Source organism: Sphingomonas sp. PL20, from assembly GCF_017875905.1.
Classification (GTDB): Bacteria; Pseudomonadota; Alphaproteobacteria; order Sphingomonadales; family Sphingomonadaceae; genus Sphingomonas; species Sphingomonas echinoides.
Map to the genome: position 1 here is coordinate 1,387,694 of NZ_JAGINH010000002.1, position 24,289 is coordinate 1,411,982.

The following is a 24,289-nucleotide window of genomic DNA, read 5'->3' on the forward strand; positions in this document are numbered from 1 at the left end:
CGTGACAATCGACGCGTCGGTGCAGGCATGGCATGATGCCGCTTATGCTCGATGCCCCTTTGCCTGTACGGTCTCGTTCCCCGGTCCGTACCGCCGCGACGCGGCTGGCCGATCCCGACGCGGCCGCGCAGGCGTTGTTCGCCGACCTCGATCCGACCACGCTGGCCGGCGTGCTGATCTTCAGTTCGAGCTGCTATGCACTCGACGCGCTGGCCGAGGCGATCAATCGGCGCAGCGAAGGCCTGTGCGTGGTGGGATGCACCTCGTCGGGCGAAATCACGCCCGAGGGTAGCGCGGAGGGGACGATCACCGCGATCGGCTTCCCGGCGAGCGATTTCACGCTTACCGCGGTCCGCTTCGACCATCTTGATACCTTCGATGCGAGGAGCGCGCAGAGCGTGGTGCGCGAGCTCGTCGCCGCGTCAGTCGCGGCTTCGGACACGTTCGGCTCGATCGTGTCGCGCGCCGCGATCTTTCTCGTCGACGGGTTGTCGCATCGCGAGGAGATGCTCACCGTCACCGTGCAGGACGCGCTCGGCGACATTCCGCTGATAGGCGGCTCGTCGGGCGACGGGCTCGACTTCAAGGAGACGTTCATTTTCCAGGACGGCGCGTTCCGCCGCGATGCTGCGCTTGTCGCGATCCTGTCGTCGGCCCGGCCGATGCAGGTGTTCCGATCGCAACATTACGCCCCTGGACAGGTCAAGATGGTGATCACCGGCGCCGATCCGGTCGGGCGCGTCGTCACCGAGATCAACGCCGAGCCGGCGGCGGAGGAGTATGCGCGGCTGACCGGGACGACCGTGGACCAGCTCGGCCCCTCTGTCTTTGCCTCGCACCCGCTAATGGTGCGCGCGGGCGGCGAATACTACGTCCGCTCGATCCAGTCGGCCAACCCGGACGGAAGCCTGACCTTCTATTGCGCGATCGACGAGGGCGTCGTGCTGACGCTGGGCGAGGCCCGCAATATCCTGGACGGCCTCGACAGCCTGTTCGATGGGCTCGAAAGCGCCGTCGGCGGGATCGACCGGATCGTCGGGTTCGATTGCGTGCTCAACAAGATCGAGGCCGAGCAGCGGCAGTTGACGCGCGAGGTCTCGCGCATGTTCGTCGAACATCGCGTGACCGGCTTCAACACCTATGGCGAGCAGTTCCATGCGCTTCACGTAAACCAGACCTTCAGCGGTCTGGCGATTGGCTGGGGCCGGTGATGGCGACGCGCATCGCCTTGCCCGACAGCCACGATGCCGGACAGATCGCCGCGCTCGAAGCCGAGATCGTCAAACTCAAGCGCATCAACACCGCGCTGATCGACCGTGTCGAGCGCTCGACCGATCTCCAGGGCAACGCCTTCTCGCTGTTCGAGACCGCGATCTCGCTCGAAGGCAAGGTGCGCGAGCGCACCGCCGACCTCGAACAGGCGCTGGGTGCGCTTGCGCGCAGCAACGCCGCACTCGGCATTGCCAAGGAAACGGCAGACGATGCGCAACGCCGCCTGCGCGACGCGATCGAGAGCATCAACGAAGGCTTCGCGATCTTCGACGCCGATGACCGGCTGGTGCTGTGCAACCAGACCTATCTCGGACTGTGGCCCAAGATCGCCGACCGGATCGTGCCCGGCATCAGCTTCTCCGCGATCACCGACATGATCGGCAAGGACGGCACGACGCTCGGCGCGATGGTCGCGCGCGACCGATGGGTGTCTGAGCGGATGGCGCAGCGCATGGTGGCCAGCGGCGGGCACGTCCACGCGCTTGCCGACGGACGCTGGATCCAGATCAACGAACTGCGCACCAGCGAGGGCGGCATAGTCGGCGTCTATACCGACATCACCGAGGTGAAAGCCGAGGATGCACGGCTTCGCGCGCGCGAACTCGCGCAGAAGAGCGCGATCCTACAGGCGACGCTCGATACGATCCCGCAGGGCGTGTGCGTCTATGATGCCGATCGCCGGCTGGTCGCATGGAACAATCCCCTGCTCGCGGTGATCGGCCTGCCCGCCGACGGGATCGCGATTGTCGCCACGCATGATGGTCTGGTCGCCGGTTGCGCCGAGCTCAACGGGCCGATGGAGCCGGACGAGCCGCTCGCCTGGCTCGAGAGCGGTATTCGCGATGCAGTGTCGCGCCGCCACCACCGCAGCGGCAAGGTCGTCGAGGTCCACCGCGCGCGCATGCCCGATGGCGGGATGGTGATGAGCTTTGGCGACATCACCGAAAGCCTGCGCGCCGCCGACCGGCTGCGCGAGACCAATGAGACGCTCGAACGCCGTGTCGAGGAACGCACCGCCGACATCAACGCGGTAAATCGTGAGCTCAGCCGCGAGAATGCCGAGCGCCTCGCGGTCGAGGCGGCGTTGCGCGACGCCAAGACCGCGGCCGAGCAGGCCAATATTTCCAAGACCCGCTTCCTCGCGGCGGCGAGCCACGATCTTCTGCAGCCGCTCAACGCGGCGCGGCTATTTGTCGCAGCGCTCGGCGACCGGCGGCTCGCGCTGCCGACCCGCGCGCTCGTCCGGCAGGCCGGGTCGGCGCTCGACTCGGTCGAGGATCTGCTCGAATCGCTGCTCGAAATCTCCCGCCTCGATGCCGGCGCGATCGTTGCCGAACCGGTCGATTTTGCGCTCGACGAGATGCTGCGAAGCATGAAGGCCGAATTCGCACCCGTTGCGCGTGAACGGCGGCTCGTGCTGCGAATCGACGACGGCGCATTCTGGGTGCGCTCCGACCCGCGCCTCCTGCGGCGGATCCTGCAGAATTTGATCGGCAACGCACTGCGCTACACCCACGCTGGTTCGGTCGACGTAGCGGTGCGTGCCGAGGGGGAGATGCTGCACGTCGAAGTGATCGACACCGGACCCGGCATCGCGCCCGAGCATCATGTCGAAATCTTCGAGGAGTTCCGGCGGATTGGTGACCACGGGCGCGATCGCGGGATGGGTCTGGGGCTCGCGATCGTCCAGCGCGCGGCGCGCATGCTCGGACATGCGCTTAGCGTCCGCTCGGCGCTCGGCGAAGGGTCGCGCTTCGGCGTGTGTGTGCCGGTCGGCACGTCAACGCCGCGCGTGTCGCACGCCGCTGCGCCGTCGCGTAGTGGGCCGCTCACCGATCAGGTCGTACTGGTGATCGACAATGAGACGCTGATCCTCGAGGGTATGGCCGTTTTGCTCGAAGGCTGGGGCTGCACCGTGCTCAGCGCGCGCGATCTCGGTGCGGGCCAGGCGCAGGCGAACACACTGCGGCCGAACCTCATCATCGCGGATTATCATCTTGACGACGGGCAGACCGGCATCGACGCGATCGCCGGAGTGCGTGCCGCGACCGGCGCGTCGATCCCCGCGATTGTCATTACCGCCGACCGCACCCCCGAGCTGCGTGATCTTCTCGCGGCGGCCGGCTTCCACGTGCTGCAGAAACCGGTGAAGCCCGCGCAGCTGCGCGCGCTGATCACGCGGCTCACGCAGTAGCGTCAGGCGTCGGTGCCGAATTTCACCTTGTTGACGAGGATCACCGCCTGCGTACGGCTGAACACCTTGAGCTTGCCGAGGACCGCGGAGACGTGCGCCTTGACCGTCGTCATCGAGACATCGAGCTCATAGGCGATCTGCTTGTTGAGCTTGCCGGCGACGACGAGTCGCAGCACGACCTTCTGCTGCGGCGTCAGGCTGTCGATGCGGTGCTGGATGTCGGCATCCTCGAGCGTCTCGGCCGACTCGACCTCGTCCATCTCGGGCGCGTAGAAATTGCCCGCGAGTACGGTCTTGAGCGCATCGACGATCGCGCTGCGCCGCAGTGACTTGGGAATGAATCCGGCAGCGCCGGCCGCCAGCGCGCTGCGCGCGAGCCCGCGCTCCTGCGCCGCCGAGACGATCACCACGGGCACCGAGGGAAAGCGTTCGCGCAACGCGATCAGCCCGGAAAAGCCGACTGCGCCGGGCATGTTGAGATCGAGCAGCACCAGATCGAAATCGCCTTCGCGCGCGATCACCGCGCTAGCTTCGTCGAGCGACGAGGCCTCGAACAGTTCGCATTGATCGAACGCCACCGCGATGACGGTACGCAGGCCATCGCGCACCATCGGATGGTCGTCGGCGATGAGCACGCGTTCCACGTAATCCAGATCCCCCTGTTGCGCCGTTCCGCTCGCGGAGCGTAGCCCCAAAGCCCGCGAAAGCGAAACGGGGGCGGCAATCGCCACCCCCGCCGCACGGCTCCCGTCGATCGTCGATAGAGCCGGCCCGCTCACGATTTGGGCAGCTTGAATACCCAGAGCGCACCACCCTGATTGATGTGCTGCACGGCCTTGGCGACTTCGCCGCCCCACAGCGGCACCGCGCCGCCCCAGCCTGACATCACCGCGACATATTGCTCGCCATCGGTCTCCCAGGTGATCGGCGTGCCGACAACGCCGGAGCCGGTGTTGAACTTCCACAGCTCCTTGCCAGTCTTGGCGTCGAACGCCTTGAGATACCCCTCGGGTGTGCCAGTGAAGACGAGGTTGCCCGCGGTGCTCAGCACGCCGCCCCACAAGGGCGCCTTGTTATTATATTCCCAGGCGATCTTGCCGGTCGCCGGGTCGATCGCGCGGAGCACGCCGATATGATCCTCGTAGAGCGGCTTGATCGTGAAGCCGGCGCCGAGGAACGCTGCACCCTTCTTATAGGCGATCGGCTCATTCCAGATGTCCATGCCCCATTCGTTGCTCGGCACGTAGAACATGCCTGTCTGCTGGCTGTACGACATCGGCATCCAGTTCTTGGCTCCGAGGAAGGCCGGGGCCGAGAAAACCGTCGTGCCCTTTTCCGCACTCGGCGCGCCGGGACGGTTGGCGTCGACGAAATTGGGCCGACCGGTCTTCAGATTGTACCCGGTCGCCCACGTGGTCTTCGAGACAAACGGCGTCGCCTGCAGCATTTTGCCATTGGTGCGGTCAAGAATGAAGAAATAGCCGTTGCGGTCTGCCTTGGCGCCCAGCTTCATCATCTTGCCGCCGCGCATCGCGTCGAACGGGATCAGCTCGTTGACGCCGTCAAAATCCCACCCGTCGTGCGGCGTCGTCTGATAGTGCCATTTGATCTGACCGGTGTCGGGATCGATGCCGAGCGTCGAGGCGGTGTAGAGATTGTCGCCGGGGCGCAAATGGCTGTTCCACGGCGCGGGGTTGCCGGTGCCCATGTAGATCAGGTTGGTGTCGGGATCGTAGGTCCCGCCAAGCCAGGTCGCGCCGCCGCCCTGCTTGTACTGGTCGCCCTGCCAACTCGCATTGAGCTTGCCGGTCATCCCGCTGTCCTTGCCGTTGAGGGTACCCATGTTCCCCTCGATCGTCGGGCGCGTCCAGACCAGCTCGCCGGTGTTGACGTCGCGTGCCTGGATCTCGCCGATCACGCCGAATTCGCCACCCGAATTGCCGACGATGATCTTGCCGTGGACGATCATCGGCGCGGCGGTGAAGCTGTAGCCTGCCTTGTAGTCTGCGATCTGCTTATTCCAGATCACCTTGCCGGTGTTGCGGTTGAGCGCGACGAGCCGCGCGTCGAGTGTACCGAAGATGATCTTGTCGCCATAGATCGCCGCGCCGCGATTGACGACGTCGCAGCACGGCACGATCGCGTCGGGCAGCCGCGCGTCATATTCCCACTTTTCCTCGCCGGTCTTGGCATCGTAGGCGAAAACGCGCGAATAGGAGCCAGTGACGTAGATCGTCCCGTCATAGACCAGCGGCTGCGATTCCTGGCCGCGCTGTTTCTCGCCTCCGAGCGAGGCGGAGAAAGCGGGTACGAGCTTTGCGACGTTGCCGGCATTGATCGTGGTAATCGTGCTGAAGCGCTGCGCCCGCGGCCCCATGCCATAAGTGAGGACGTCGCCCGGAGTATTGGCATCGTTCATTAGGTCTGCGTCGGTTGGCCCGGCCGCCGTGCCGGTCGCAGCAGGCGCTGCCGGTACGGCGTCGGGTGCAGCAACGAGCGGCGCCGCGAGCAGCGCGCTCCCCATCGCGAAAATCGACGTCTGTCGCAAAATGCGCTTCATCATCTTCTCCCCTGGTTGTTCTTTTGCGGTCGCCGTCTGCGGCGCGCTCGGCTGCTGGTGCAGTTCGATCGCTTCACGCTATCACGGCGTTTGCGCACGCCAATTGGACCTTGGACCTAGCCGGCTGCGGCATCACGATGCGAGCGGCGCACGCAGCGTCACGCCGTAGCGCGCGAAGATCGCCGGAACGGTCTTGTCGGTGATCATTTCGGGCAGCAGGGTCTCGAGCCGATCGCCGAGATCGCGGCTGTCGTCCTTCACTGCCAGGCCGATGTCCCAGCCGGGGCTGGTCAGCGCGGGGATCGGGCCCTTGCGCGCGACGAGCACATCGCCGCCCTTCGACAGCGCATGCTCGACCTGCGCGCGCGTCGCCATCGCCAAGTCGCTCTTGCCGTCGCGAACCGAGTCGAGCGCGACCATGCCACTCGTCATATGGACGACGTCGCTGCGCAGCGCGCCACCGAATTGGCCGCTCATATAGAAATCGGGGATGCTGTTGAGCTCGACAGCGATCTTGTGCCCCTTGAACTGGACCGGCGGGTCCTCGCAGTCGAGGTCGCGGCTGCAGCCGATCGCGAAGCTCTCGCGATAGTAAGGCGCGACGATCACGACGCGATCGTTGCGCAGTGCAAAGGTGCGGTCGAACGGCGCGTGCATCATGATGTCGGACAGCATTCCGCCGGTGGCAGGTCCCTTCCACACCATGTTGCGCAGGTCGTCGTCGACATCGTCGCCCGCCAGGAAATCGCGGAATTCGGCCTTCACGCCCAGCTTCTGCGCGATCGCGGTGCCGAGCTCGACGTCGATCCCGCGCAGCGTCCCGCCGTCATCCCACGCCCATGGCGCAAAATCGCGATACACCGCGATGCGCAGTACGCCGGCGCTCCGGATCTTCTCGAGCGAGGCGGCGCGCAGCGCTCCCATCGGCAGAGTGGCCGCTGCTCCGATGCCACCAAGGATAGCGCGTCGCGTGAACCCTGCGGGCATCGCTCAATCCTGATGCTTGGTGTCGAGCCACGAGCGGATCGCCCAGCCGGCTTTCTGCCCGAGCACGTCGCCGAGCGGCGGCATGTAGACTTTGCCGTCGCGCGCCGAGCCATGCTGGTAGCGATCGATGAACCACTCGTCGCCCGCCTCGGCGACGTCGAGATACCGCAGGTCGGGCGCGATCCCGCCCGACATCGCTTCCAGACCGTGGCAGCGCGCGCAGTTCTGGCCGTAGGCGGATTCCCCGATCTTGATCGCCGTCGCATTGCCGCGATAGGGGTTCTTGACGAGCCATGCCTCGCCAATGTCAGGCAAGGCGGTGGTGTCGACCGGTTGCGGCAGGACATTGCCATGCGCGAAGACCGCATTGCCGATCGAAGCGGCGGCGAGTCCGGTCGCCGCGAACAAGGCGAGCATCGACAGGTTTGGGGTTTTCATCGGCTTACTCTCCACGACACTCGCGGTCTTCGCGATTGAGTCGGAGATGTAGGCGGGGGCGAGCGCCGCACCCTATTGCACTTAGGTACAGCATGCGGCCGCGCGCGGTTGGATTAGACACTATGCATGCGTGCTCATCTTCTCTCGTCATTCCTTTGCGCCCTCGCCTTTGCAGGGGCCGCCCACGCCGAGACGGTCTACGTTTCCAACGAGAAAGGGAACAGCATCACTGTGATCGACGCGGCGAGCCTCAAGGTCACAGCGACCTGGCCGATCGGCAAACGCCCGCGCGGTATCGTGCTCTCGCGCGACGGCAAGTTCCTCTATGTCTGCGCGAGCGACGACAATGCCGTCCAGGTCATCGACCGCGCGACTGGCAAGGTCGTCGCCGATCTCCCCTCGGGCGAGGACCCTGAGCAGTTCGCACTGTCGCCCGACGGCACGACGCTGTTCGCGGCGAACGAACGCGACGCCGCGGTCACCGCGATCGATGTCGCCAAGCATGTCGTCGCCTGGCAAGTCGATGTCGGCGTCGAGCCCGAGGGAATGGCGGTCAGCCCCGACGGCAAGACGGTCGTTTCGACCTCGGAAACCGATGATTCGGTGCATTGGATCGATCTCGCCAGCCACAGGGACATTGCGCAGACCGCGGTCGGCATGCGGCCGCGCCACGCCGAATTCACCGCTGACGGCAAGGCGCTGTGGGTCAGTTCGGAAATCGGCGGCGGAGTGCAGATCCTCGACACGACCAGCCATGCGGTGAGCAAGACGATCGCCTTTGCGCCGCCGGGCGTGTTCAAGGACAAGATCATGCCGGTCGGGATCCGCTTCACCCCCGACGCGAAGCAAGCGGTGGTCGCGCTGGGGCGCGCCGACACGCTCGCGATCGTCGACGTCGCGAGCGCGACGGTGACCGGCTATGTCCCGGTCGGGCGGCGGGTGTGGCACACTGCGATCGATGCCGCGGGGCGCCGCGTCTTTTCGGCCAATGGACTTTCGGACAATGTCTCGGTGGTCGATCTCGCGACCGGGACCGTGATCGCGACCCTTGCCGCAGGGCGCGCACCGTGGGGCGTCGTCGTCGCGCCCTGATCCGACGCCCCCGGCAAGCTCCGCCACTACCAACCAAAGTCCAATTCCCCGAAGGCGGTGCTGGGCCCAGCCTCGGCACGCAAGGTACCGCGAAAGGCGGGCCGCCAACGGGGAGGATATCCATGAGGGGCACCACGAAATTGCTACAGGCGGTCTGCGCGGTCGCACTGCTGGCGGGCGCCACGCCCGCTTTCGCGCAGGACGACACGACCAGCGCACTGCTGCTGCGGCTGAAGGAAAAGGGCATTCTGACGCAGGCCGAATATGACGACCTCGTCGCGCGCAAGGCGCCCGTTGCGCAACCCGCCGCGGTCGCGACCAACCCGAGCGCCGAGCCGCAGACCGCAGCGGCGGCGCAGCTCGACGACAAGCGCCTGGTGCGGATGACGAGCAGCGGGATCGGCATGGACGTCGGCGGGGTGACAGTAAAGTTCTCGGGATCGGTCAACGCCTTCTACACGCATGATTCGCCCGATAAGCGCCTCGCTGGCACCACCGTCGTGGGTGGCCTCGCCAGTACCGGCACGCAGAACAGCTCGGCAATCCGCAACGGCCTGTTGCCGGGCATCTTCGGCCTCGACGTTTCGACCAACCAGGGCGGCTGGGACATTGCCGCGCACTTCGGTTTCTATCCTGGCATCAACAGCAATTCCTACGGCGGCAATGGCGCGAATGCGGCTGGCGCGCCGGTTGCGCTGGCAACATCGGGGATCGATGCCCGGCAGACCTACATGACGATCGGCAAGCCGCACCTCGGCACGCTCAAGCTCGGGCGCGACATCGGGCTGTTCGGGTCGGATGCGATCCTCAACGACATCACCTTGCTGTCGGTCGGCACGCCGGGGAGCAATGCGGGGCCGTCGAACACCTCGCTCGGGCGGATCGGGATCGGCTATATCTACACCGACTTCCAGCCGCAGATCACCTATACGACGCCCAAGTTCGGCGGCTTCCAGGCCTCGATCGGTGTGTTCCAGCCGCTATCCACGCTGACCGGCGGACTCGAAATCAATGGGACGCCCGGCTTCCAGGGTAAGCTGACCTACGACTTCAAGGCCGACGCCTTCACCGGGCACCTGTGGGCATCGGGCATTTCCCAACGGCATGACGGCTTTGCCGGTACGCCAAGCTATACCGGCAGCGGCTTCGATGTCGGGGGGAAGCTCGGCTATGGGCCGCTTAACGTGCTCGGATACTATTATGGCGGCTCCGGGCTCGGAACGACCGGTCTGTTCGTCTTTTCAACCGATGCGCTGGGGCGCAAGCGCGACAGCAGCGGCTTCTACGGGCAAGCGAGCCTGACCTTCGACAAGGTCACGGTCGCCGCGAGTTATGGCCAGAGCAAGCTCGATCTGGCGCGCGGTGAAATCAACCCGACGCTGCTCGACAAGAACAGCAGCTGGGTCGGACAGGTGCGCTACGGCCTGACGAGCTGGGTGACGCTGCTCGCCGAATATACCCACACCAAGGCCGAGGCGCAGGGCCCGAACGCGGCCAGATCGAACACCGTGTCGGTCGGGTCGATCCTGTTCTTCTGATCTTGCAACCACGCGGTGGCGGGGTGGTCCAACCGGGCTGCCCGTGCCACCGCGCTCTTTTGTGAAAGCTCCGGCTTGGCTATGCGTTGCCCATCACTCCTGCCGCTGTTGACGCTGGCCGTGCCCTTTTCGGCGCTCGCGCAGCAAGGCCCCGTGCCCCCGGCAGGCCAGGCCGATATCGTGGTGCTCGGCCAGCCGCTGCCGCTGCCGCCCGGGGTGCCGGCCTATGGCTCGGTGACGATCGGTCGTGCGCGTTTGACGGGGGACGCGACGGGGCGGGTCGAGGACGTCCTGCTCGACGTGGCGGGGTTCCAGCAGTTCCGCCGATCGGACAGTCGATCAGCCAACCCTTCGGCGCAGGGCGTTACGTTGCGCGCACTTGGCGGCAACGCGTCGAGCCGCGCGCTGGTGCTGCTCGACGGCGTTCCACTGGCGGATCCGTTCTTCGGCTATATCCCGTTCAACGCGCTGGCGGTCGATCGGCTCGCAGGGGTGCGCGTCACCCGCGGCGGGGGGGCAGGTGCGTTCGGCGCGGGCGCGGTGGCGGGAACGATCGAGCTGGCCAGCGCGACGCGCGCCGACCTGCCGCCGGTGGCGGGCGAGCTATTCTATGGCAGCAATGCCGCGGTCGTGGCGTCGGGCAGCGTCAGCCCCGACGCCGGCGGCGGGTTCGTAAGTCTATCGGGCAAGTTCGAACGCGGCGACGGCTTCTACACCACGCCCCCAGGTCAGTTCACTCCCGCGACCGTCCGCGCGCGCTACCGCGATGGATCGGCGAGCCTTCGTGCGGTCGTGCCGATCGATGCGCAAACCGAGATCCAGGCGCGCGGCCTGCTGTATCGCGACGCTCGCTCGCTCCGCTTCGCCGGCGCGGACAGCAGCAGCGCAGGCGAGGATGCCAGCGTGCGACTGATCCACCGCGGTGCCTGGGCGATCGACGCGCTCGCTTATGTCCAGGCGCGCAATTTCTCCAACCGCGTGATCAGCGCGACGAGCTTCAGGCTCACGCTCGACCAGCGTAACACCCCGGCGACCGGAGTCGGCGGCAAGATCGAGCTCCGGCCGCCGGTCGGGCCGGACCATGTGCTGCGCATCGGCGCCGACGCCCGGCTCGGCGACGGCCAGCTCTACGAGAATGCCTATGCCGCGAGCGGGGCGGTCACCACCCGGCGCAATGCCGGGGGGCACACCAGCACGACCGGGCTGTTCGTCGAGGATGACTGGACGCTCGGGCGGCTCGTGCTGACCGCGGGCGTGCGGGGCGATCGCTGGACGATTACCAGGGGGTTTTTCCGCGAAACCACCGCGGCGGGCGCGACAACCACCGACACGCGCTATCCCGACCGTGATGGGTTCGAGGGCACCGGGCGTGCGGGCGCGCTGTTCCACGCGAGCGACGCCGTGGCGCTGCGCGCGGCGGGCTATACCGGCTTTCGCTTGCCGACGCTCAACGAACTCTATCGGCCGTTCGTCGTCTTTCCGATCACGACGCAGGCCAATGCCGCGCTCGGGCTCGAGCGGTTGCGCGGGGCCGAGGGCGGGCTCGATCTCAAGCCGGTCGCCGGCGTCACGTTCGGGGTCACCGCCTTCTACAACCGGCTGGACGGCGCGATCGCCAACGTTACGATCGCACCCAATCTGCGTCAGCGCCGCAACGTCGATACGATCGTCGCCAAGGGGATTGAGCTTACCGCGCATGCCGCGCGCGGCCGCTTCTCCTTCGACGGCTCCTATGCCTTCAGCGACAGCCGGGTCCACGCCTCGGGCGCGTCGCGACAGCTCGATGGCTTCGTCCCGGCGCAGAGCCCGCGACACAGCGGCAGCGCGACGCTTGCCTGGGCATCGCCGCACAGCTTCGCCGCGGCGCTCACAGCGCGCCATGTCGGGAAGCAGTATGAGGATGACTTGCAGACCGACGTGCTCCCGCCTTCAACGACGCTCGACGGGGTGCTCACGCTGCCCGTCGGCCAGCGCGTGGGGGTCGTCCTGCGCGGCGAAAATCTTTTCGACGAGACGGTGATCACCCGCAATTCGGCCGGATCGATCGATTTTGGCACCCCGCGGACGCTGTGGATCGGCGTGCGCCTGCGATGAGGACGACCGACGTGACGTCAGATATCTATCCCGTACCGGCGAGCTGGGCGGACAGCGCGACGATCAGCGCGGAGCGCTATGCGGCCGACTATGTCCGCTCGCTCGACGACGCGGATCGCTTCTGGCTCGAACAGGCGGAAAGGCTCGAATGGTTCACTCCGCCGAGCGTCGCCGATCAGAGCAGTTTTCACGAGGCCGATTTCGGCGTGCGCTGGTTTGCCGATGGCGTGCTCAACGTCTCGGCTAATTGCATCGACCGGCATCTCGCGACGCGCGGTGATCAGGTCGCGATTTTGTGGGAGCCTGACGCCCCCGACCGGCCGGCACGCCGCATCACCTTCACCGAGCTCCATGCTGAAGTGTGCCGTTTCGCCAACGTGCTCAAGGCGCAGGGTGTGCGCAGGGGCGACCGAGTCACGTTGTATCTTCCGATGATCCCCGAGGCCGCGTTCGCGATGCTGGCGTGCACACGCATCGGCGCGATTCATTCGATCGTGTTCGGCGGCTTTTCGCCCGAGGCGCTGGCCGGGCGGATCACCGATTGCGACAGTCGTCTCGTTATCACCGCCGACGAGGGGTGTCGCGGCGGTAAATGCGTCTCGCTCAAGGCCAATGTCGATGCCGCCGCCAGGCTGATCACTTGCCTCGACACGGTAATCGTGGTGCGCGCGACCGGCGGACCGGTCGCGATGCAGGACGGGCGCGACATCTGGTATCACGATGCCGCGGCGCTGGTCGGGGGCGACTGCCCGCCCGAACCGATGAATGCCGAAGATCCGCTGTTCTTGCTCTACACGTCGGGATCCACCGGCGCGCCCAAGGGCGTGCTTCATACCACCGGCGGTTACTTGCTCTGGGCGGCCTACACGCATGCCTGCGTGTTCGATTGCCGCGACGGCGATACCTATTGGTGCGCCGCCGACGTCGGCTGGGTCACTGGGCACAGCTATATCGTTTACGGCCCGCTCGCGAATGGCGTCACCACGCTGATGTATGAGGGCGTTCCTAACTGGCCGACCCCGGCGCGGATGTGGCAGGTGGTCGATCGCCACCAAGTGACGCAGCTCTACACCGCTCCGACCGCGCTGCGCGCGCTGATGCGCGAGGGCGACGGTTTCGTCATGCAGACCAGCCGCGCCTCGCTCCGCCTGCTCGGGTCGGTTGGCGAGCCCATTAATCCCGAGGCGTGGCGTTGGTATCATGATGTGGTGGGCGATGGGCGCTGCCCGATCGTCGATACATGGTGGCAGACCGAGACCGGCGGCCACATGATCACGCCGCTCCCCGGCGCAACCCCGCTCAAGCCGGGCGCCGCGAGCTTTCCCTTCTTCGGGGTCGAGCCGGCGCTGGTCGATGCGGCGGGGGTAGTGCTCGAGGGCGCGACCGAGGGCAATCTCGTTATCGCGCGCAGCTGGCCGGGGCAGATGCGGACCGTCTGGGGCGACCATGCGCGCTTCTTCCAGACCTATTTCTCGGCCTACCCCGGCGTCTATTTCACCGGCGACGGCGCGCGGCGCGACACTGACGGCTATTGGTGGATCACCGGACGCGTCGACGATGTCATCAATGTCTCGGGCCATCGCATGGGGACTGCCGAAGTCGAGTCGGCGCTCGTGTTGCACCGGTCAGTCGTCGAAGCGGCGGTTGTCGGCTTCGCGCACGACATCAAGGGGCAGGGGATCTACGCCTATGTCACGCTCAACGCTGGCGAAGTGCCGACTGCTGCGTTGCGCAAGGATTTGGTCGCCTGGGTACGCGCCGAGATCGGCCCGATCGCGACGCCCGATGCGATCCAATTCACTCCCGGCCTGCCCAAGACGCGGTCGGGCAAGATCATGCGCCGGATCCTGCGCAAGATCGCCGAGGGTGACTTTGCCGCGCTCGGCGACACGAGCACGCTGGCGGACCCGGCAGTGGTCGACGATCTGATCGCCAACCGCGTCGGATGATTGGCATCGCTCCTGTTTCCTCGCGAAATCGGGGATCCAAAGCCCCTGACGCTGCGCTTGCAAGCCAGGGTTGCGGCGTCCGCAACAGCACCGCGCAAAGCGTCAGCGCTTGGCGTCGATCCGCGGCATAAGTTCCGCCTCGAGGCCCGGATAGAAATGCGAGACCGAGCGCTGCAGCTCGTAGCGCGCGGACTGCAGCGTCGCGAAACGCGCCGGGATCGCGACATTGCCCGCCGCGACATTGTCCTCGCCGGCGGCAACTGCCGCGCGCAGCGTCGCGGTCACCCAGTCGAGCCAGTCGCGCGTTTGATCGATCGCAGCGGTGGGGGTGGGATCGATCGGGCCATGCCCTGGCACGACGCACTTGTGACCTAGCGCTGCAAGCGTTTTCAGCGCGGTATGCCATTTCGCCAGATCGGCATGCGGGGTGGACGGCGCGCGATCATGGAAGACGAGGTCGCCCGCGATGAGCGTGCCGCTCGCTTCGTCGAGGATCGCGAGGTCGGCCGGGCTGTGCCCCGCCAGCGGCAGCAGTCGCAGCCGCCGCGTCCCGAACGTCTCGTGATCGGCAGCCAGGATCGTGCCGGGTGGGGTGAATTCGGTCCCGCGCATCCAATCGCCGAGCAGCCGGTACATCCCGTCCGAAAAGCCCGCACCCTCGCTTTTGAGCAGCGTCGCCAGCTGGGGCGTCGCCGCGACGATCCCAGGGGCGAAGGCGGCGGCAGCATAGATGTGGTCGGGGTGCAGGTGCGTCAGATAGAGGCGAACCACGGGCTTGCCGGTCAGCGCCTCGGCCGCGTGCCTGAGCGCGTTGCCGTAACGAAGCGACGGGCCGCAATCGACCAGCACAGTCCCAGCCTCGGTCGCGAGGATCGTTATGTTGGCGATCGCGCCGCCATTGGCCATTGCGATCGGTGCATCGACGCCGCGCACGACCCACAACCCCTCGGCGATCTTCTCGGGCGTGATCCTATAGGCGAGCGGTTGCGCCCGGACGGGCAGCGCGATGGCGCCGAGCAGTCCCGCCAGTGCGATCCGGCGATTGATCATCTAGCCGACGGCGGCCGGCGCGGGCGCGGCGTCGTGCACCGCAAGCGACCCATCGTAGCGGATGCCGTTGGTATCGCTGCCGCGCAGGACGATCGCCTCGCCCGCCGCCGTATCGGCGATCACCGAGATCGTCGGGTCTTCCGCAACCGACGCCTCGATTCGCATCGTCCCATACGATTTGCTGCCCGCCCCGCTCAGCGCGACCGTATCGAGATTATAAGTCGGGATATTCGTGACGAAGCCGGTATCCATCGGATGTCGGAAGGCAAGCCGGATGTGCGTACCGTCGCGCTCGCGCACCGCGATGCCGCGGACTTGGCCGAGATGTTCGGCCCAGTCGCCCTTGACGCGGCTCGCCGGTGGCGCCGAGCAGCCACCGCCCGCGGCATCGACCCAGCCGCCACTCACCAGCCAGCTACCATCCTCCAATTGCACCGCGCCGCGGACCGGGGTGCGCTGGTCGAGTTTGATCCGCGTGCCGAGAAACGCGCGCGCGCGTTGCGGCGCATAGTCAATCGCCAGCGGGATCGGGTTAAGATCGGCGAACAGCAGGATGCGCTTCACGCCGTTAATGCCGCGCGCGTCGACGGTAACGGGAAAGCTGCTCTGGTCTTCGGCGATTTCCGGGAAGTCCACCCGTACGCGGTCGTCGAAGCGGACGGGATCGCTGCCGAACAGGGTGGTGCCCAGACGCTGCCACATGGGCGAGCCGAGCGGATCGGCGGGCAAGGCGGCGTGCGCCGACACCGGTGCTAGCGCCAAGACTATGACCCCCAACCAGGGTGTCGACGATACGAACATGATCTTCTCCCAAAGCACATCTTAGCAGCGCCTCGGCGTCTGCTACCATGCGACTTTGGATCAAGCGGAGTCGGTCGGATGCGAATGACGATGATGTTCGCGCTGGCGATGATGGTACCCGTCTCCGCCACGGCGCAGTCCGATACCCGACATGTTGATGAGGCGCCGGTGGTTGACCCCGTCACGGGCTATAGGGTTAGCCACTATCGCGGCGTGGTAGGGTCGGTCCCCGAAGGCGTCGCACGCGTCGATGTCGCACAGGCCCGCGCGCTGTGGCGTGCGGGTGCGATCTTCATCGACGTTAATCCGGCACCCGGTGCGCAGCGCGACGCCAAGAATGGGCGATGGGCCCTCGCCGAACTACATTCTTCGATTCCCCGCGCGCATTGGTTTGCCGAGAGCGGGCGGGGGGCCATCCAGCGTGACGTCGAGCGCGCGTTTGTGGTCGGCGTGCGGCGATTGGCGGCGCGGCACCCCAACCGCCCGATCATCGTGTTCTGCCAAGCGGATTGCTGGATGAGCTGGAACGCAGCGCTTCGGCTCCACCGCGCGGGCCTGCCCGACATCCGGTGGTTCGCTGACGGACTAGACGGTTGGAAAGATGCGGGGTGGGGCGTTAAGCCGGTGGTGCCGGAACGATGAGCTGTTCTTCCTTTTGTGGGCCTTCGAAACGACGACGAGGTTCGCAAAAAGAGTTGAGAGGAGGGTATCTTTACGCGTCACATCTCGGTGTCGGATTGGGTGGATAGCGGTCTGTCCGATATCGGAACGCGACCTGTGTAAACGGGCGTTCCTTCATGTGGCAGAGCGGCAACTCCGAGCGCGCGCCGGGGGTGCGAGCTCGATCCCCTGTCGCACGTGTTCGCCAGTGTTGACGGCCCGAAAGCACCGGAGTTCGTCGAGCGCGGATTGAGGTCGACAGCTTGGGCGATCGCCATGAGCAGGACAGCGGTGTCCGTGGGATTTCGGATCACTCTAGCTGACTGGCGTAATGGGAGCGAGGTTGGACGCCATAAGATTGGGGCAGCCTCTCGATGCGCCTATGGCGCATGGCGCCAGGAACACGGCAATCGAAATGCATCGCGGGTGAGCGTTCCCGCAGAGGTGAAGGCGATCTCGATCGACCGGGTCGGTCTGGATCGCGGCCAGTAGGCAACACCCGCGCTGTTGGGATTTCGCGTTCGGACAAAATTAATCCAATAGGTCTGCAGCGGGGGCGCTGCAGCCTCCAGGCCCGTATTTGGCGATGCGAACACGCTGCGCAATTCGCTTCCGTGGGTCACTGCCGCACCGTCTGGTGGCGTATAATCATACGTGTACCGCCAAACCGAACCGCCGCGCGTGGCCACGGCCTTGGCGACTACGTTCGTCGGGCAACGGAAGGTCAAGTCGGTGGCGAGCTGCAGGGTCGCGTCACCCAGCCGCGGGTCGGACCGCGGAACCTGCCCCGGACCGAGCCCATAATAGGCGAGTGCGACGCCGGCGGTATCTCCGAACGCGCCTGTGGCGATCGCGCGCGCTGCGGAGAGGTCACCGTGCAGCGGCAGCTCGCGGGCATTGGTGCCGATGATCAGCGGCACGGGATTGGGTCGCCCGCGCGCGAGCAGGCGCGCCGGCGTATCGGTCAACACGCGACCATCCACCACCGCCTGCAGCCAGATGAAGCTATTATCGTCGAGGCCCGGCACGACGACCGCTTCTTGCGCTGCAAGAATGCGTTCGACCGGAAGCGCGCGCAGCTGGGCCGCTGTCGGGTCACGGGCGAGGCCCGCTGCCTCGGCGAACGACGCGCCGACCGCTTCGTTCTGCGCGAGACTGCGCGGCGGCACGCCGAACCCCGCAGTCCCGCTTTCCTGGATCGCAGCATGGAACAGCCCGTGCGCGAGCGGGGATAGTTGTTGCAACGCGACGTCTTGCGCGCCGGCCGATTCTCCAGCGATCGTCACTCGTCGCGGATCGCCGCCGAACCGCGCGATGTTCCGCTGGACCCACCGGAGCGCGAGCTGTTGATCGAGCAGCGCGTAGTTGCCCGAATGCCCACCAGCCTCGGCGCTAAGCGCCGGGTGACTGAGGAAACCGAGTGCGCCCAGGCGATACTGAATGCTGACGAGTACGATCCGGTGTTCGGTGATGCGGCTCTCGACGGTGCCGCCGGCGGCCCCGCCGCGATTGCCGCCGCCGTGGATCCATACCATCACTGGAAGCCTGGCAACGCGCGACAGGAGCGGGGTGCGGACGTCGACGAACAGGCAGTCCTCCGCGCCGCTGCGCGCCGCCGCCCGGTTCCACGTGCCATAGTCGGATTGCGGGCAGGCGGCATGGTCGGCGACCGCCGCGACGGGCTGCGTCCAAGGGCGGGGGCGGACCGGCGGCCGCCAGCGCAAAGCGCCGGTCGGCGGTGCACCATAGCGGATTCCGCGGAACACCGCGCCGCCGCCCGCGATCGCTTCGCCGCGGACCGGGCCGTCGTCGGTTGTCACGATTGGACCGGCGGCTGCCAGCGCCAGCGCCAGCAACAGGCTCACCGCGGCAGGCCGACCGGGGCAGGGCGGGCGAGCGCATCGCGGATCGCGGCCTCGGCCACCGGCGCCATCGCGGCATAGCCGGCTTCGTTGGGGTGAACCCCGTCGACGGTGAAGGCGGCGCGCTGCGCCTGGCCGTCGTGGAGCGCGCTCCAGTAATCGGCATAGGTCGCGCCGATCTGGGCGGCGTAGCGCTTGAGCCAGGCATTCATCCGCTCGATCTTCGACGAAACCTCGAGCCCCGGGCGCCACGGGAAATTGGCCGCGGGTGGGATCGACGCGAGGATCACGCGAGTCCCGTTCGCGCGCGCGAGATCGCACATCATGATGATGTTGGCCTGCGTCTGCTCGAGCGTCATCGGGCCGGTGTTGCTGGCGATGTCGTTGGTGCCGCCCATGATCTGGACCGCGGCCGGATGCAGGTCGATCACGTCCTGGTGGAAGCGCAGCACCATCTGCGGCGTGGTCTGGCCGCCGATGCCGCGATCGACACGGTCGGGGCCGAAGAAGCTCGGGACCTTGTCGAACCACCCCTGGGTGATCGAATCGCCGATGAAGACGACGCGCTGGCCTGTTGCAGAGGGGGCGAGCGCCGCATTGGCGGGCTGGTAGCGGCCGAGCCACGCCCAATCCTCATGCAATCGCTGTTCGGCTTCCTGCGCCTGGCGGGCCTTGGCATCTGCAGGCGTTTGCGCGTTTGCGGCCGTGGCCAAAGGCAGTAGCACGGACAGCAATATCATGGCGTGGCGCATCAGCGGGACTCCATCATCCGGGCGTGCATCGCATCGAGCGCGACGCCCTTGGTTTCGGGGAAGAACAGCAGCACGACGACGCATTGCACCGCCATCGCAACCGCGAAGATCACGAACGGCGCGCCCGCCGACCACGCGACGAGCACCGGAAACACGCCGGCGATGGCGGCGTTCATCAGCCAGTGCGTACTTGCCCCAAGACCGCTGCCGCGCGCGCGCACCGCGCTCGGGAAGATCTCCGACAGATAGACCCAGATGACCGCGCCCTGGCTGGTCGCGAAGAAGGCGATGAAGCCGACCAAGGCGGGCAGCAGCGCGGCGTTGCCGATCCGTCCGAACAGCACCAGCGCGGCGACCGACAGGCAGACCGTCATCCCCGCCGCGCCTGCGGCGAGCAGCGTCCGCCGCCCGACGCGATCGATAAGCGCCATGCCCACCAGCGTGAACAGCAGATTGGCCGCGCCGATCAGGATCGCCTGCCGATCGGGTGAAAAGCTGCCGGCTTTGGCGAAGATGTCGTTGAGATAATAAAGGACCGCGTTGATCCCGGCGAGCTGGTTGAACATCGCGGTCGCGACCGCCAGCAGGATCGGCTTGCGATGCTTGCGCCACGACAGCGTCTCGCCTGGCGCATCCTGCCGCAGCGCGTTCTCGACCGACGCAAGCTCGGCGGACGCCTCGTCCGCGCTCAGGCCGATCCGCGCCATCGCGGTGCGCGCATCGTCCAGTCGGCCCGACAGGATCAGCCAGCGCGGGCTGTCCGGAATGCGCGCGAGCAGGACCAGGAACAGGATCGCGGGCGCGGCGGTGACGCCAAGCTTCCAGCGCCATGCCGCCTCGCTGACGAGCGATCCGACAACCGCATTGCTGAGATAGGCGACTAGGATCCCGGTGACGATCGCGAGCTGGAACAGCCCGACCAGCATCCCACGCCGGGCAGGCGGGGCGATCTCGGCGATATAGACCGGTGCGAGCACCGAGGACCCGCCGATCGCCAGCCCGCAGGCGAAGCGGAAGGCGAGGAACGCGGTCCAATCGGTGACCAGGGCGCAGCCGAGCCCGGCGAGAACATACAATATGCCGAGCAGGCCGAGCACACGGCGGCTGCCATAGCGATCTCCCGGCTTGCCGGTGAACAGCGCACCGATCAGCGTTCCCCACAGCGCCGCGGACACCGTGACCCCGAGCGTTTCAGGGGTCAGGCGGTAGATCCGCGTGAGGTCGCCGGTGACGCCCGCGATCACCGCGGTGTCGAACCCGAACAACAGCCCGGCGAGCGCGGCGGTGCCGATGCTCGCCGCCAAGACGCCGCGGCCGCTCACCGCAGTGCCGTGCTCGATGCGGCGACGTTCCAGCCGCGCAGCGTGACGCTCGGGGTGGCAGCCTTCGCGGTCGGGTAGCGGATCTCGACCGTGCGGCTTTCGCCGGGCAGCAGCGAGACGTAATTGTCGGTGAAATAGGCGGGCAGGACCTGGCTGCCGTCCGTGTTCAGCACCGTCAGCTTGGTTTCGATCGCCGGAGTCTGGCTCGAATTGTTCAGGGTGACCGTCGCGACCGTCTCCGCGCCATCGACCCGGCTGCTCGCACTGGTCTGCAGCGTGACCGGGGCGAGCGCGTTGAGCGCCTGGAACTGCGCGTCAATGGCTGCCTGCCAGTAGAGGTTGGTCGACAGGACCTTGCCCGCCGCATCGCGTGCCTCAAGCCGCACCAAGGCAACGCCCTTGGCGAGGACCGGCGCGAGGTCGAGCGTGAACGCCGTGTTGGCGGTCTCACCGGTCGCCGTCAGCGTGGTGCGCTTTTCGGCGAGCACGCGGTTGTCGAGGCTGACGACCTTGGCCGAAACCGTCACCCCGCGCAGATCGCCGACGCGGTTGTTGACGAGCATCACCTTGTAATCGGGCAGGTTCATCTGGACGTGGACCGGTTCGGACGCCTTCTTGACGCCGTAGAACGACGCCTGCGTGTCGTAATCCGACGAGAACATCTGCCATGCCGACGACGGCCACGCCGGCTGCGTCATCCACAGCATCCGGCCGCTATTCTGCGTCCACAGCCCGGCGTTCATGCCCTCGAAGATCGCGCGGTACGATTCATACTGCATCATCTGCGCCTTGCGCTCGAAATCCTCGAGGCTCGTGCCCGGGCCGAAACGCGTCGCGAGCGCGTTCATATAGCTCGTCACTGCGCCGTTCCCGGTCTGGTGCCAGTCATGATATGCCCAGCTGTCGCTGATCGGCCAGCGATCGGGCTCGGGGATCGCACGCTTCCACGCCTCGAGCGTCGGCAGCGACGGCGTGCCGCTCTCGACCGAGAAACCCTTGGCGTGCTCGGTGAAATATTCGACCGGGGGACGCCAATTGTACGGCCCGCTGTTCTGCAGATTCACGCGATTTGACGAGCCCATGTAGATCCGCGTGCCATCCTCCTTGTGGATCAGCGCCTGCAGGCCTTCGTTGAGGATCGGCTGCGGCACGCCTTCGTTGCGGCCGAACCACACCACGATCGAGGGGTGGTTGCGATAGCGCTTCACCACGTCGGTCGCGTTCTTGAGGAACAGCGCCGGGTCTTGCGCCTCGATGTTATAGTCCTGCGTCGATTCCCAGAAATCGTTGAGGATCATCAGGCCGTATTCGTCGGCGAGATCGTAGAAACTGTCCTCGGTGTTCTGCCCGACCCAGTTGCGGATGATGTTCATGTGCGCATCCTGGTGGAGCCGGAAGAACGGCTCCAGCCGCGCGCGATCGACGCGCTTCATGAAGTCGTCCATGCCGATATTGCCGCCGCGTGCCGCGATCCGCACGCCGTTGACGCGAATTACGAGATACGGCGTCAGGCCGTCCTCATCCTTGATCCGCCGTACCGCGGGCGAGCTTTCCGCGCCCGGCACCAACGACGCCGCCCAGCCGTCCTTGACCTTGTGGATGCCCGTGTGACTGCCGTCGACGATCTGCTGGCCGAGCGCGCGCGCCTTCGACAGATCAATCCCGACGCGTTCGAGCTCGCCCTTCTGGTCCATCAGCGAGATGTCGTATGTGACCTGGCGCATGCCGAAGCGCAGCGTGCGGGTGTCGCTCGGCTGGCCGGCGACGCTGCTGGTCAGCGTCAGCATGTGGAGCGCGGGCGCGCCATAACCGTTCGGCCACCACAGTTTGGGGTTGCGGACGGATAATTGCGGGAACTCGGACGGACGCAGCACGACATGGCTGGTCTGTCCGGGGGCGAGCGTCACCGTCTTCTCGACCGCGACGTCGTCGAACGCGGCGCGCACGACGGTCGTGACCGGCTGCGCCGACGCGTTGGCGACGGGCACGGTGATCTCGACATCGGCGAGGCTGGTATCGGCGCGCGGCAGCGTGGTGACGACCTGCGCATCGCCGAGCGTCGCCGCGCCGGTCGCCGCGAGTATGACGCCCTGCCACAGGCCGGTGTTGCGGTCGCGGATGCTCGGGATCCAGTCCCACCCTTCGGCCGCGCCGAAGGTCGGGCCGTCGAGCATCATCATCCCGCCATTCTCGCCGACGCCCGCAGTCAGCGATTCCTCCTGCGCGATGCCGGGATGCGGTGGGGGCGAGACCTTGACCGCGATCGCGTTGCGGCCGGGGAGCAGCTTGCCGGTCACGTCGAACTGGCCGCGGATGAAGGCGCCCTTCATCGTGCCGATCACCTGGCCGTTGAGCCAGACTTCGGCGGCATAGTTGACGCCCTTGAAGGTCAGCTGCTGGTGCTTGCCCGCGGCCTCGGCCGGAACGTCGAATTCGGTGCGATACCAATATTCCTGCCGCGCCAGCGTTTCGGGGATCGCCAGATTGTTGAGCCCGTGCGCCGGGTCGGGATAGACGCCACGATCGACCAGCGTGGTCAGCACGGTGCCGGGGACGGTCGCGGCGTACCAGCCCTTCGTGTCGAACCCGGCGCGGCTGAGCGTCGTGCCGGGGGCGACGACTTTCGGCGCCTCGGCCAGTTGCCAGCCGTTGACGTCCCATTGCCCCGGACCGGTCGCGACGATCGCCGCCGCGGTCGATACCGGCTTCGCGACCGGCGTATCGAACGGAGCCTTCGACGTCGGTAGCGTCGCCGCGTCCTGCGGTGCGGTCTGGCCATACATCTGGTGGACCTGGACCGGCCAGGTCGGGCTGCCCTGCTGGAAGGCGATGAGCGCGGGGTCGGGCGCGCGCGCAGCGGCGGCTGCGATCGTAGCTGCGTCCGCTGCCCCTGCGACCAGCGCGAAGTTCGCGACACGTCCGGCAAAGACCGGCGCGTTCGCCCGCGGGGCGAGCGTCAGCACCGGCGACACCGCCGCCGCCGCCGTCGCCATTTTGCGCTGCGCGACTGGCTTGCCATCGACGAACAGCCGGGCGGTCGTCCCGTCGAAGCTGGCCGCGACATGATGCCAGGAAGCGGAGCCGAGCCGCGCGGGGGAGACGAGCGTGCCAGCCTCGGTGACAAGGCTCGGCTTCCCGCCGTCGAGCGCGAGAAAGCGGCGCGGGCCAGTGCCGGGATCGCCGAATCCGCCGATCAGCGCACTCCCGGTAGGAAGCGCGCTGGGCTCGATCCACGCCGACAGCGTCCAGGTAGGCGTGGCGATCGCCAGGGCGTCGGCACCGCCTATCCGGCTCACGATCGCATCGCCGCCCGCAGGCAGGTTGGCGTTGATCGGTCCATAGGTTTGTGCGCGCGCCGTTGCGGCGGTCGCCAGCAGAGCGATCACTGTCGCGCTTATCCGTACCATGCCCATCGATCGCCTCCCAGGATGCCGATCACGTCGGCTTGCCGCGACCAAAAGCACAGCGGCGGTAGATTGCCAAATCAAATTTGTTTATTTCGGCAGCGGGCATCCCGAGTGCTTTTCGAGTGTCAGGGTCCCGTAGCGATGGGCGCGCACAGTCGGCCAGTGAGGCCTTTGCCGGAGGGAATGCCTTGAAAATCATCGTTCCGCAGCTGGCGCAACGAAAGGCTTTGGGACGTCAAAACCGTTACGAAGTCGAACAATATAAAATGCCAAATTGCATTATTTAATCGTTGACGTGCGCGCGGACTTGG

17 protein-coding genes are annotated in these 24,289 nt (G+C 66.6%); 7 read left to right on the plus strand and 10 right to left on the minus strand.

Going from position 1 to position 24,289, the window contains the following annotated elements; all coding sequences use genetic code 11:
- Window positions 1-32: 32 nt before the first annotated feature.
- Together H4W01_RS06590 and H4W01_RS06595 are read left to right on the plus strand one after the other, a co-directional pair.
- On the plus strand, window positions 33-1,211 hold the full coding sequence (locus H4W01_RS06590) for an FIST N-terminal domain-containing protein (RefSeq protein ID WP_010406373.1): 1,179 nt from the start codon (window positions 33-35) through the stop codon (window positions 1,209-1,211).
- Entirely contained in the window at window positions 1,211-3,466 is a 2,256-nt protein-coding gene (locus H4W01_RS06595; protein WP_133187599.1) for a hybrid sensor histidine kinase/response regulator, read from the plus strand. The genes H4W01_RS06590 and H4W01_RS06595 overlap by 1 nt, the downstream gene beginning before the upstream one ends.
- Before the next feature lie 2 nt (window positions 3,467-3,468).
- Here H4W01_RS06595 and H4W01_RS06600 read toward each other — a convergent pair whose 3' ends face one another.
- From H4W01_RS06600 to pedF, 4 genes are all read right to left on the minus strand, one after another.
- Entirely contained in the window at window positions 3,469-4,161 is a 693-nt protein-coding gene (locus H4W01_RS06600) for a response regulator (RefSeq protein WP_405053320.1), read from the minus strand.
- Window positions 4,162-4,241: 80 nt separating this feature from the next.
- Window positions 4,242-5,990, minus strand: coding sequence for a methanol/ethanol family PQQ-dependent dehydrogenase (locus H4W01_RS06605; protein ID WP_040602088.1), 1,749 nt, complete (start codon window positions 5,988-5,990; stop codon window positions 4,242-4,244).
- Window positions 5,991-6,158: 168 nt separating this feature from the next.
- On the minus strand, window positions 6,159-6,950 hold the full coding sequence (locus tag H4W01_RS06610) for a substrate-binding periplasmic protein (protein WP_209613268.1): 792 nt from the start codon (window positions 6,948-6,950) through the stop codon (window positions 6,159-6,161).
- A gap of 66 nt (window positions 6,951-7,016) precedes the next feature.
- Window positions 7,017-7,430 carry a cytochrome c-550 PedF gene (pedF, locus tag H4W01_RS06615; protein ID WP_133191926.1) on the minus strand — a complete coding sequence of 138 codons (414 nt, stop codon included), beginning with the start codon at window positions 7,428-7,430 and terminating at the stop codon, window positions 7,017-7,019.
- A gap of 147 nt (window positions 7,431-7,577) precedes the next feature.
- Between pedF and H4W01_RS06620 the strand changes: the two genes are divergently transcribed.
- The 4 genes from H4W01_RS06620 (at window position 7,578) to acs (ending at window position 14,124) form a co-directional block, all read left to right on the plus strand.
- Window positions 7,578-8,543 carry a PQQ-dependent catabolism-associated beta-propeller protein gene (locus H4W01_RS06620; RefSeq protein WP_029622827.1) on the plus strand — a complete coding sequence of 322 codons (966 nt, stop codon included), beginning with the start codon at window positions 7,578-7,580 and terminating at the stop codon, window positions 8,541-8,543.
- Between the two features lie 122 nt (window positions 8,544-8,665).
- Complete coding sequence (locus H4W01_RS06625; protein ID WP_010406389.1) at window positions 8,666-10,081, plus strand: porin; 1,416 nt, start codon at window positions 8,666-8,668, stop codon at window positions 10,079-10,081.
- Between the two features lie 81 nt (window positions 10,082-10,162).
- Window positions 10,163-12,175 carry a TonB-dependent receptor gene (locus H4W01_RS06630; protein WP_209613269.1) on the plus strand — a complete coding sequence of 671 codons (2,013 nt, stop codon included), beginning with the start codon at window positions 10,163-10,165 and terminating at the stop codon, window positions 12,173-12,175.
- Window positions 12,172-14,124, plus strand: coding sequence for an acetate--CoA ligase (gene acs, locus H4W01_RS06635; protein WP_425358374.1), 1,953 nt, complete (start codon window positions 12,172-12,174; stop codon window positions 14,122-14,124). The genes H4W01_RS06630 and acs overlap by 4 nt, the downstream gene beginning before the upstream one ends.
- A 102-nt stretch (window positions 14,125-14,226) precedes the next feature.
- Here the strand turns inward: acs and H4W01_RS06640 are convergent, their stop codons facing one another.
- Together H4W01_RS06640 and H4W01_RS06645 are read right to left on the minus strand one after the other, a co-directional pair.
- A complete protein-coding gene (locus H4W01_RS06640) occupies window positions 14,227-15,174 on the minus strand; it encodes a quinoprotein relay system zinc metallohydrolase 1 (RefSeq protein ID WP_209610382.1) in 948 nt (315 codons plus the stop codon).
- A complete protein-coding gene (locus H4W01_RS06645; RefSeq protein WP_209610383.1) occupies window positions 15,175-15,975 on the minus strand; it encodes a quinoprotein dehydrogenase-associated SoxYZ-like carrier in 801 nt (266 codons plus the stop codon).
- Window positions 15,976-16,053: 78 nt separating this feature from the next.
- Here H4W01_RS06645 and H4W01_RS06650 point away from each other — a divergent pair, with 78 nt between their 5' ends.
- A complete protein-coding gene (locus H4W01_RS06650; RefSeq protein WP_029622830.1) occupies window positions 16,054-16,617 on the plus strand; it encodes a rhodanese-like domain-containing protein in 564 nt (187 codons plus the stop codon).
- A gap of 398 nt (window positions 16,618-17,015) precedes the next feature.
- On the opposite strand, the gene H4W01_RS06655 is transcribed toward H4W01_RS06650, so the two are convergent.
- Genes H4W01_RS06655 through H4W01_RS06670 form a run of 4 tightly spaced genes read right to left on the minus strand, consistent with a single transcriptional unit; the run spans window position 17,016 to window position 23,978 of the window.
- On the minus strand, window positions 17,016-18,500 hold the full coding sequence (locus H4W01_RS06655; protein ID WP_209610384.1) for a carboxylesterase/lipase family protein: 1,485 nt from the start codon (window positions 18,498-18,500) through the stop codon (window positions 17,016-17,018).
- Window positions 18,497-19,249: a GDSL-type esterase/lipase family protein gene (locus H4W01_RS06660; protein WP_133187613.1), complete on the minus strand. Its 753-nt coding sequence runs from the start codon at window positions 19,247-19,249 to the stop codon at window positions 18,497-18,499. Before H4W01_RS06660 ends, H4W01_RS06655 begins: the two co-directional genes overlap by 4 nt.
- The gene (locus H4W01_RS06665) at window positions 19,249-20,571 is read right to left on the minus strand and encodes a sugar porter family MFS transporter (protein WP_209610385.1); all 1,323 of its coding nucleotides are present in this window, start codon (window positions 20,569-20,571) and stop codon (window positions 19,249-19,251) included. Before H4W01_RS06665 ends, H4W01_RS06660 begins: the two co-directional genes overlap by 1 nt.
- Window positions 20,568-23,978, minus strand: coding sequence for a glycosyl hydrolase 2 galactose-binding domain-containing protein (locus H4W01_RS06670; protein WP_334685178.1), 3,411 nt, complete (start codon window positions 23,976-23,978; stop codon window positions 20,568-20,570). The genes H4W01_RS06665 and H4W01_RS06670 overlap by 4 nt, the downstream gene beginning before the upstream one ends.
- Window positions 23,979-24,289: the final 311 nt, after the last annotated feature.

Coding starts and splice junctions, on each gene's coding strand:
- H4W01_RS06660 (WP_133187613.1), bottom strand. CDS start 19,249: ATGCGCCACGCCATGATATTGCTGTCCGTGCTACTGCCTTTGGCCACG.
- H4W01_RS06630 (WP_209613269.1), top strand. CDS start 10,163: ATGCGTTGCCCATCACTCCTGCCGCTGTTGACGCTGGCCGTGCCCTTT.
- acs (WP_425358374.1), top strand. CDS start 12,172: ATGAGGACGACCGACGTGACGTCAGATATCTATCCCGTACCGGCGAGC.
- H4W01_RS06645 (WP_209610383.1), bottom strand. CDS start 15,975: ATGTTCGTATCGTCGACACCCTGGTTGGGGGTCATAGTCTTGGCGCTA.
- H4W01_RS06650 (WP_029622830.1), top strand. CDS start 16,054: ATGCGAATGACGATGATGTTCGCGCTGGCGATGATGGTACCCGTCTCC.
- pedF (WP_133191926.1), bottom strand. CDS start 7,430: ATGCTCGCCTTGTTCGCGGCGACCGGACTCGCCGCCGCTTCGATCGGC.
- H4W01_RS06610 (WP_209613268.1), bottom strand. CDS start 6,950: ATGGGAGCGCTGCGCGCCGCCTCGCTCGAGAAGATCCGGAGCGCCGGC.
- H4W01_RS06620 (WP_029622827.1), top strand. CDS start 7,578: ATGCGTGCTCATCTTCTCTCGTCATTCCTTTGCGCCCTCGCCTTTGCA.
- H4W01_RS06590 (WP_010406373.1), top strand. CDS start 33: ATGATGCCGCTTATGCTCGATGCCCCTTTGCCTGTACGGTCTCGTTCC.
- H4W01_RS06640 (WP_209610382.1), bottom strand. CDS start 15,174: ATGATCAATCGCCGGATCGCACTGGCGGGACTGCTCGGCGCCATCGCG.
- H4W01_RS06670 (WP_334685178.1), bottom strand. CDS start 23,978: ATGGTACGGATAAGCGCGACAGTGATCGCTCTGCTGGCGACCGCCGCA.
- H4W01_RS06595 (WP_133187599.1), top strand. CDS start 1,211: ATGGCGACGCGCATCGCCTTGCCCGACAGCCACGATGCCGGACAGATC.
- H4W01_RS06625 (WP_010406389.1), top strand. CDS start 8,666: ATGAGGGGCACCACGAAATTGCTACAGGCGGTCTGCGCGGTCGCACTG.
- H4W01_RS06605 (WP_040602088.1), bottom strand. CDS start 5,990: ATGGGGAGCGCGCTGCTCGCGGCGCCGCTCGTTGCTGCACCCGACGCC.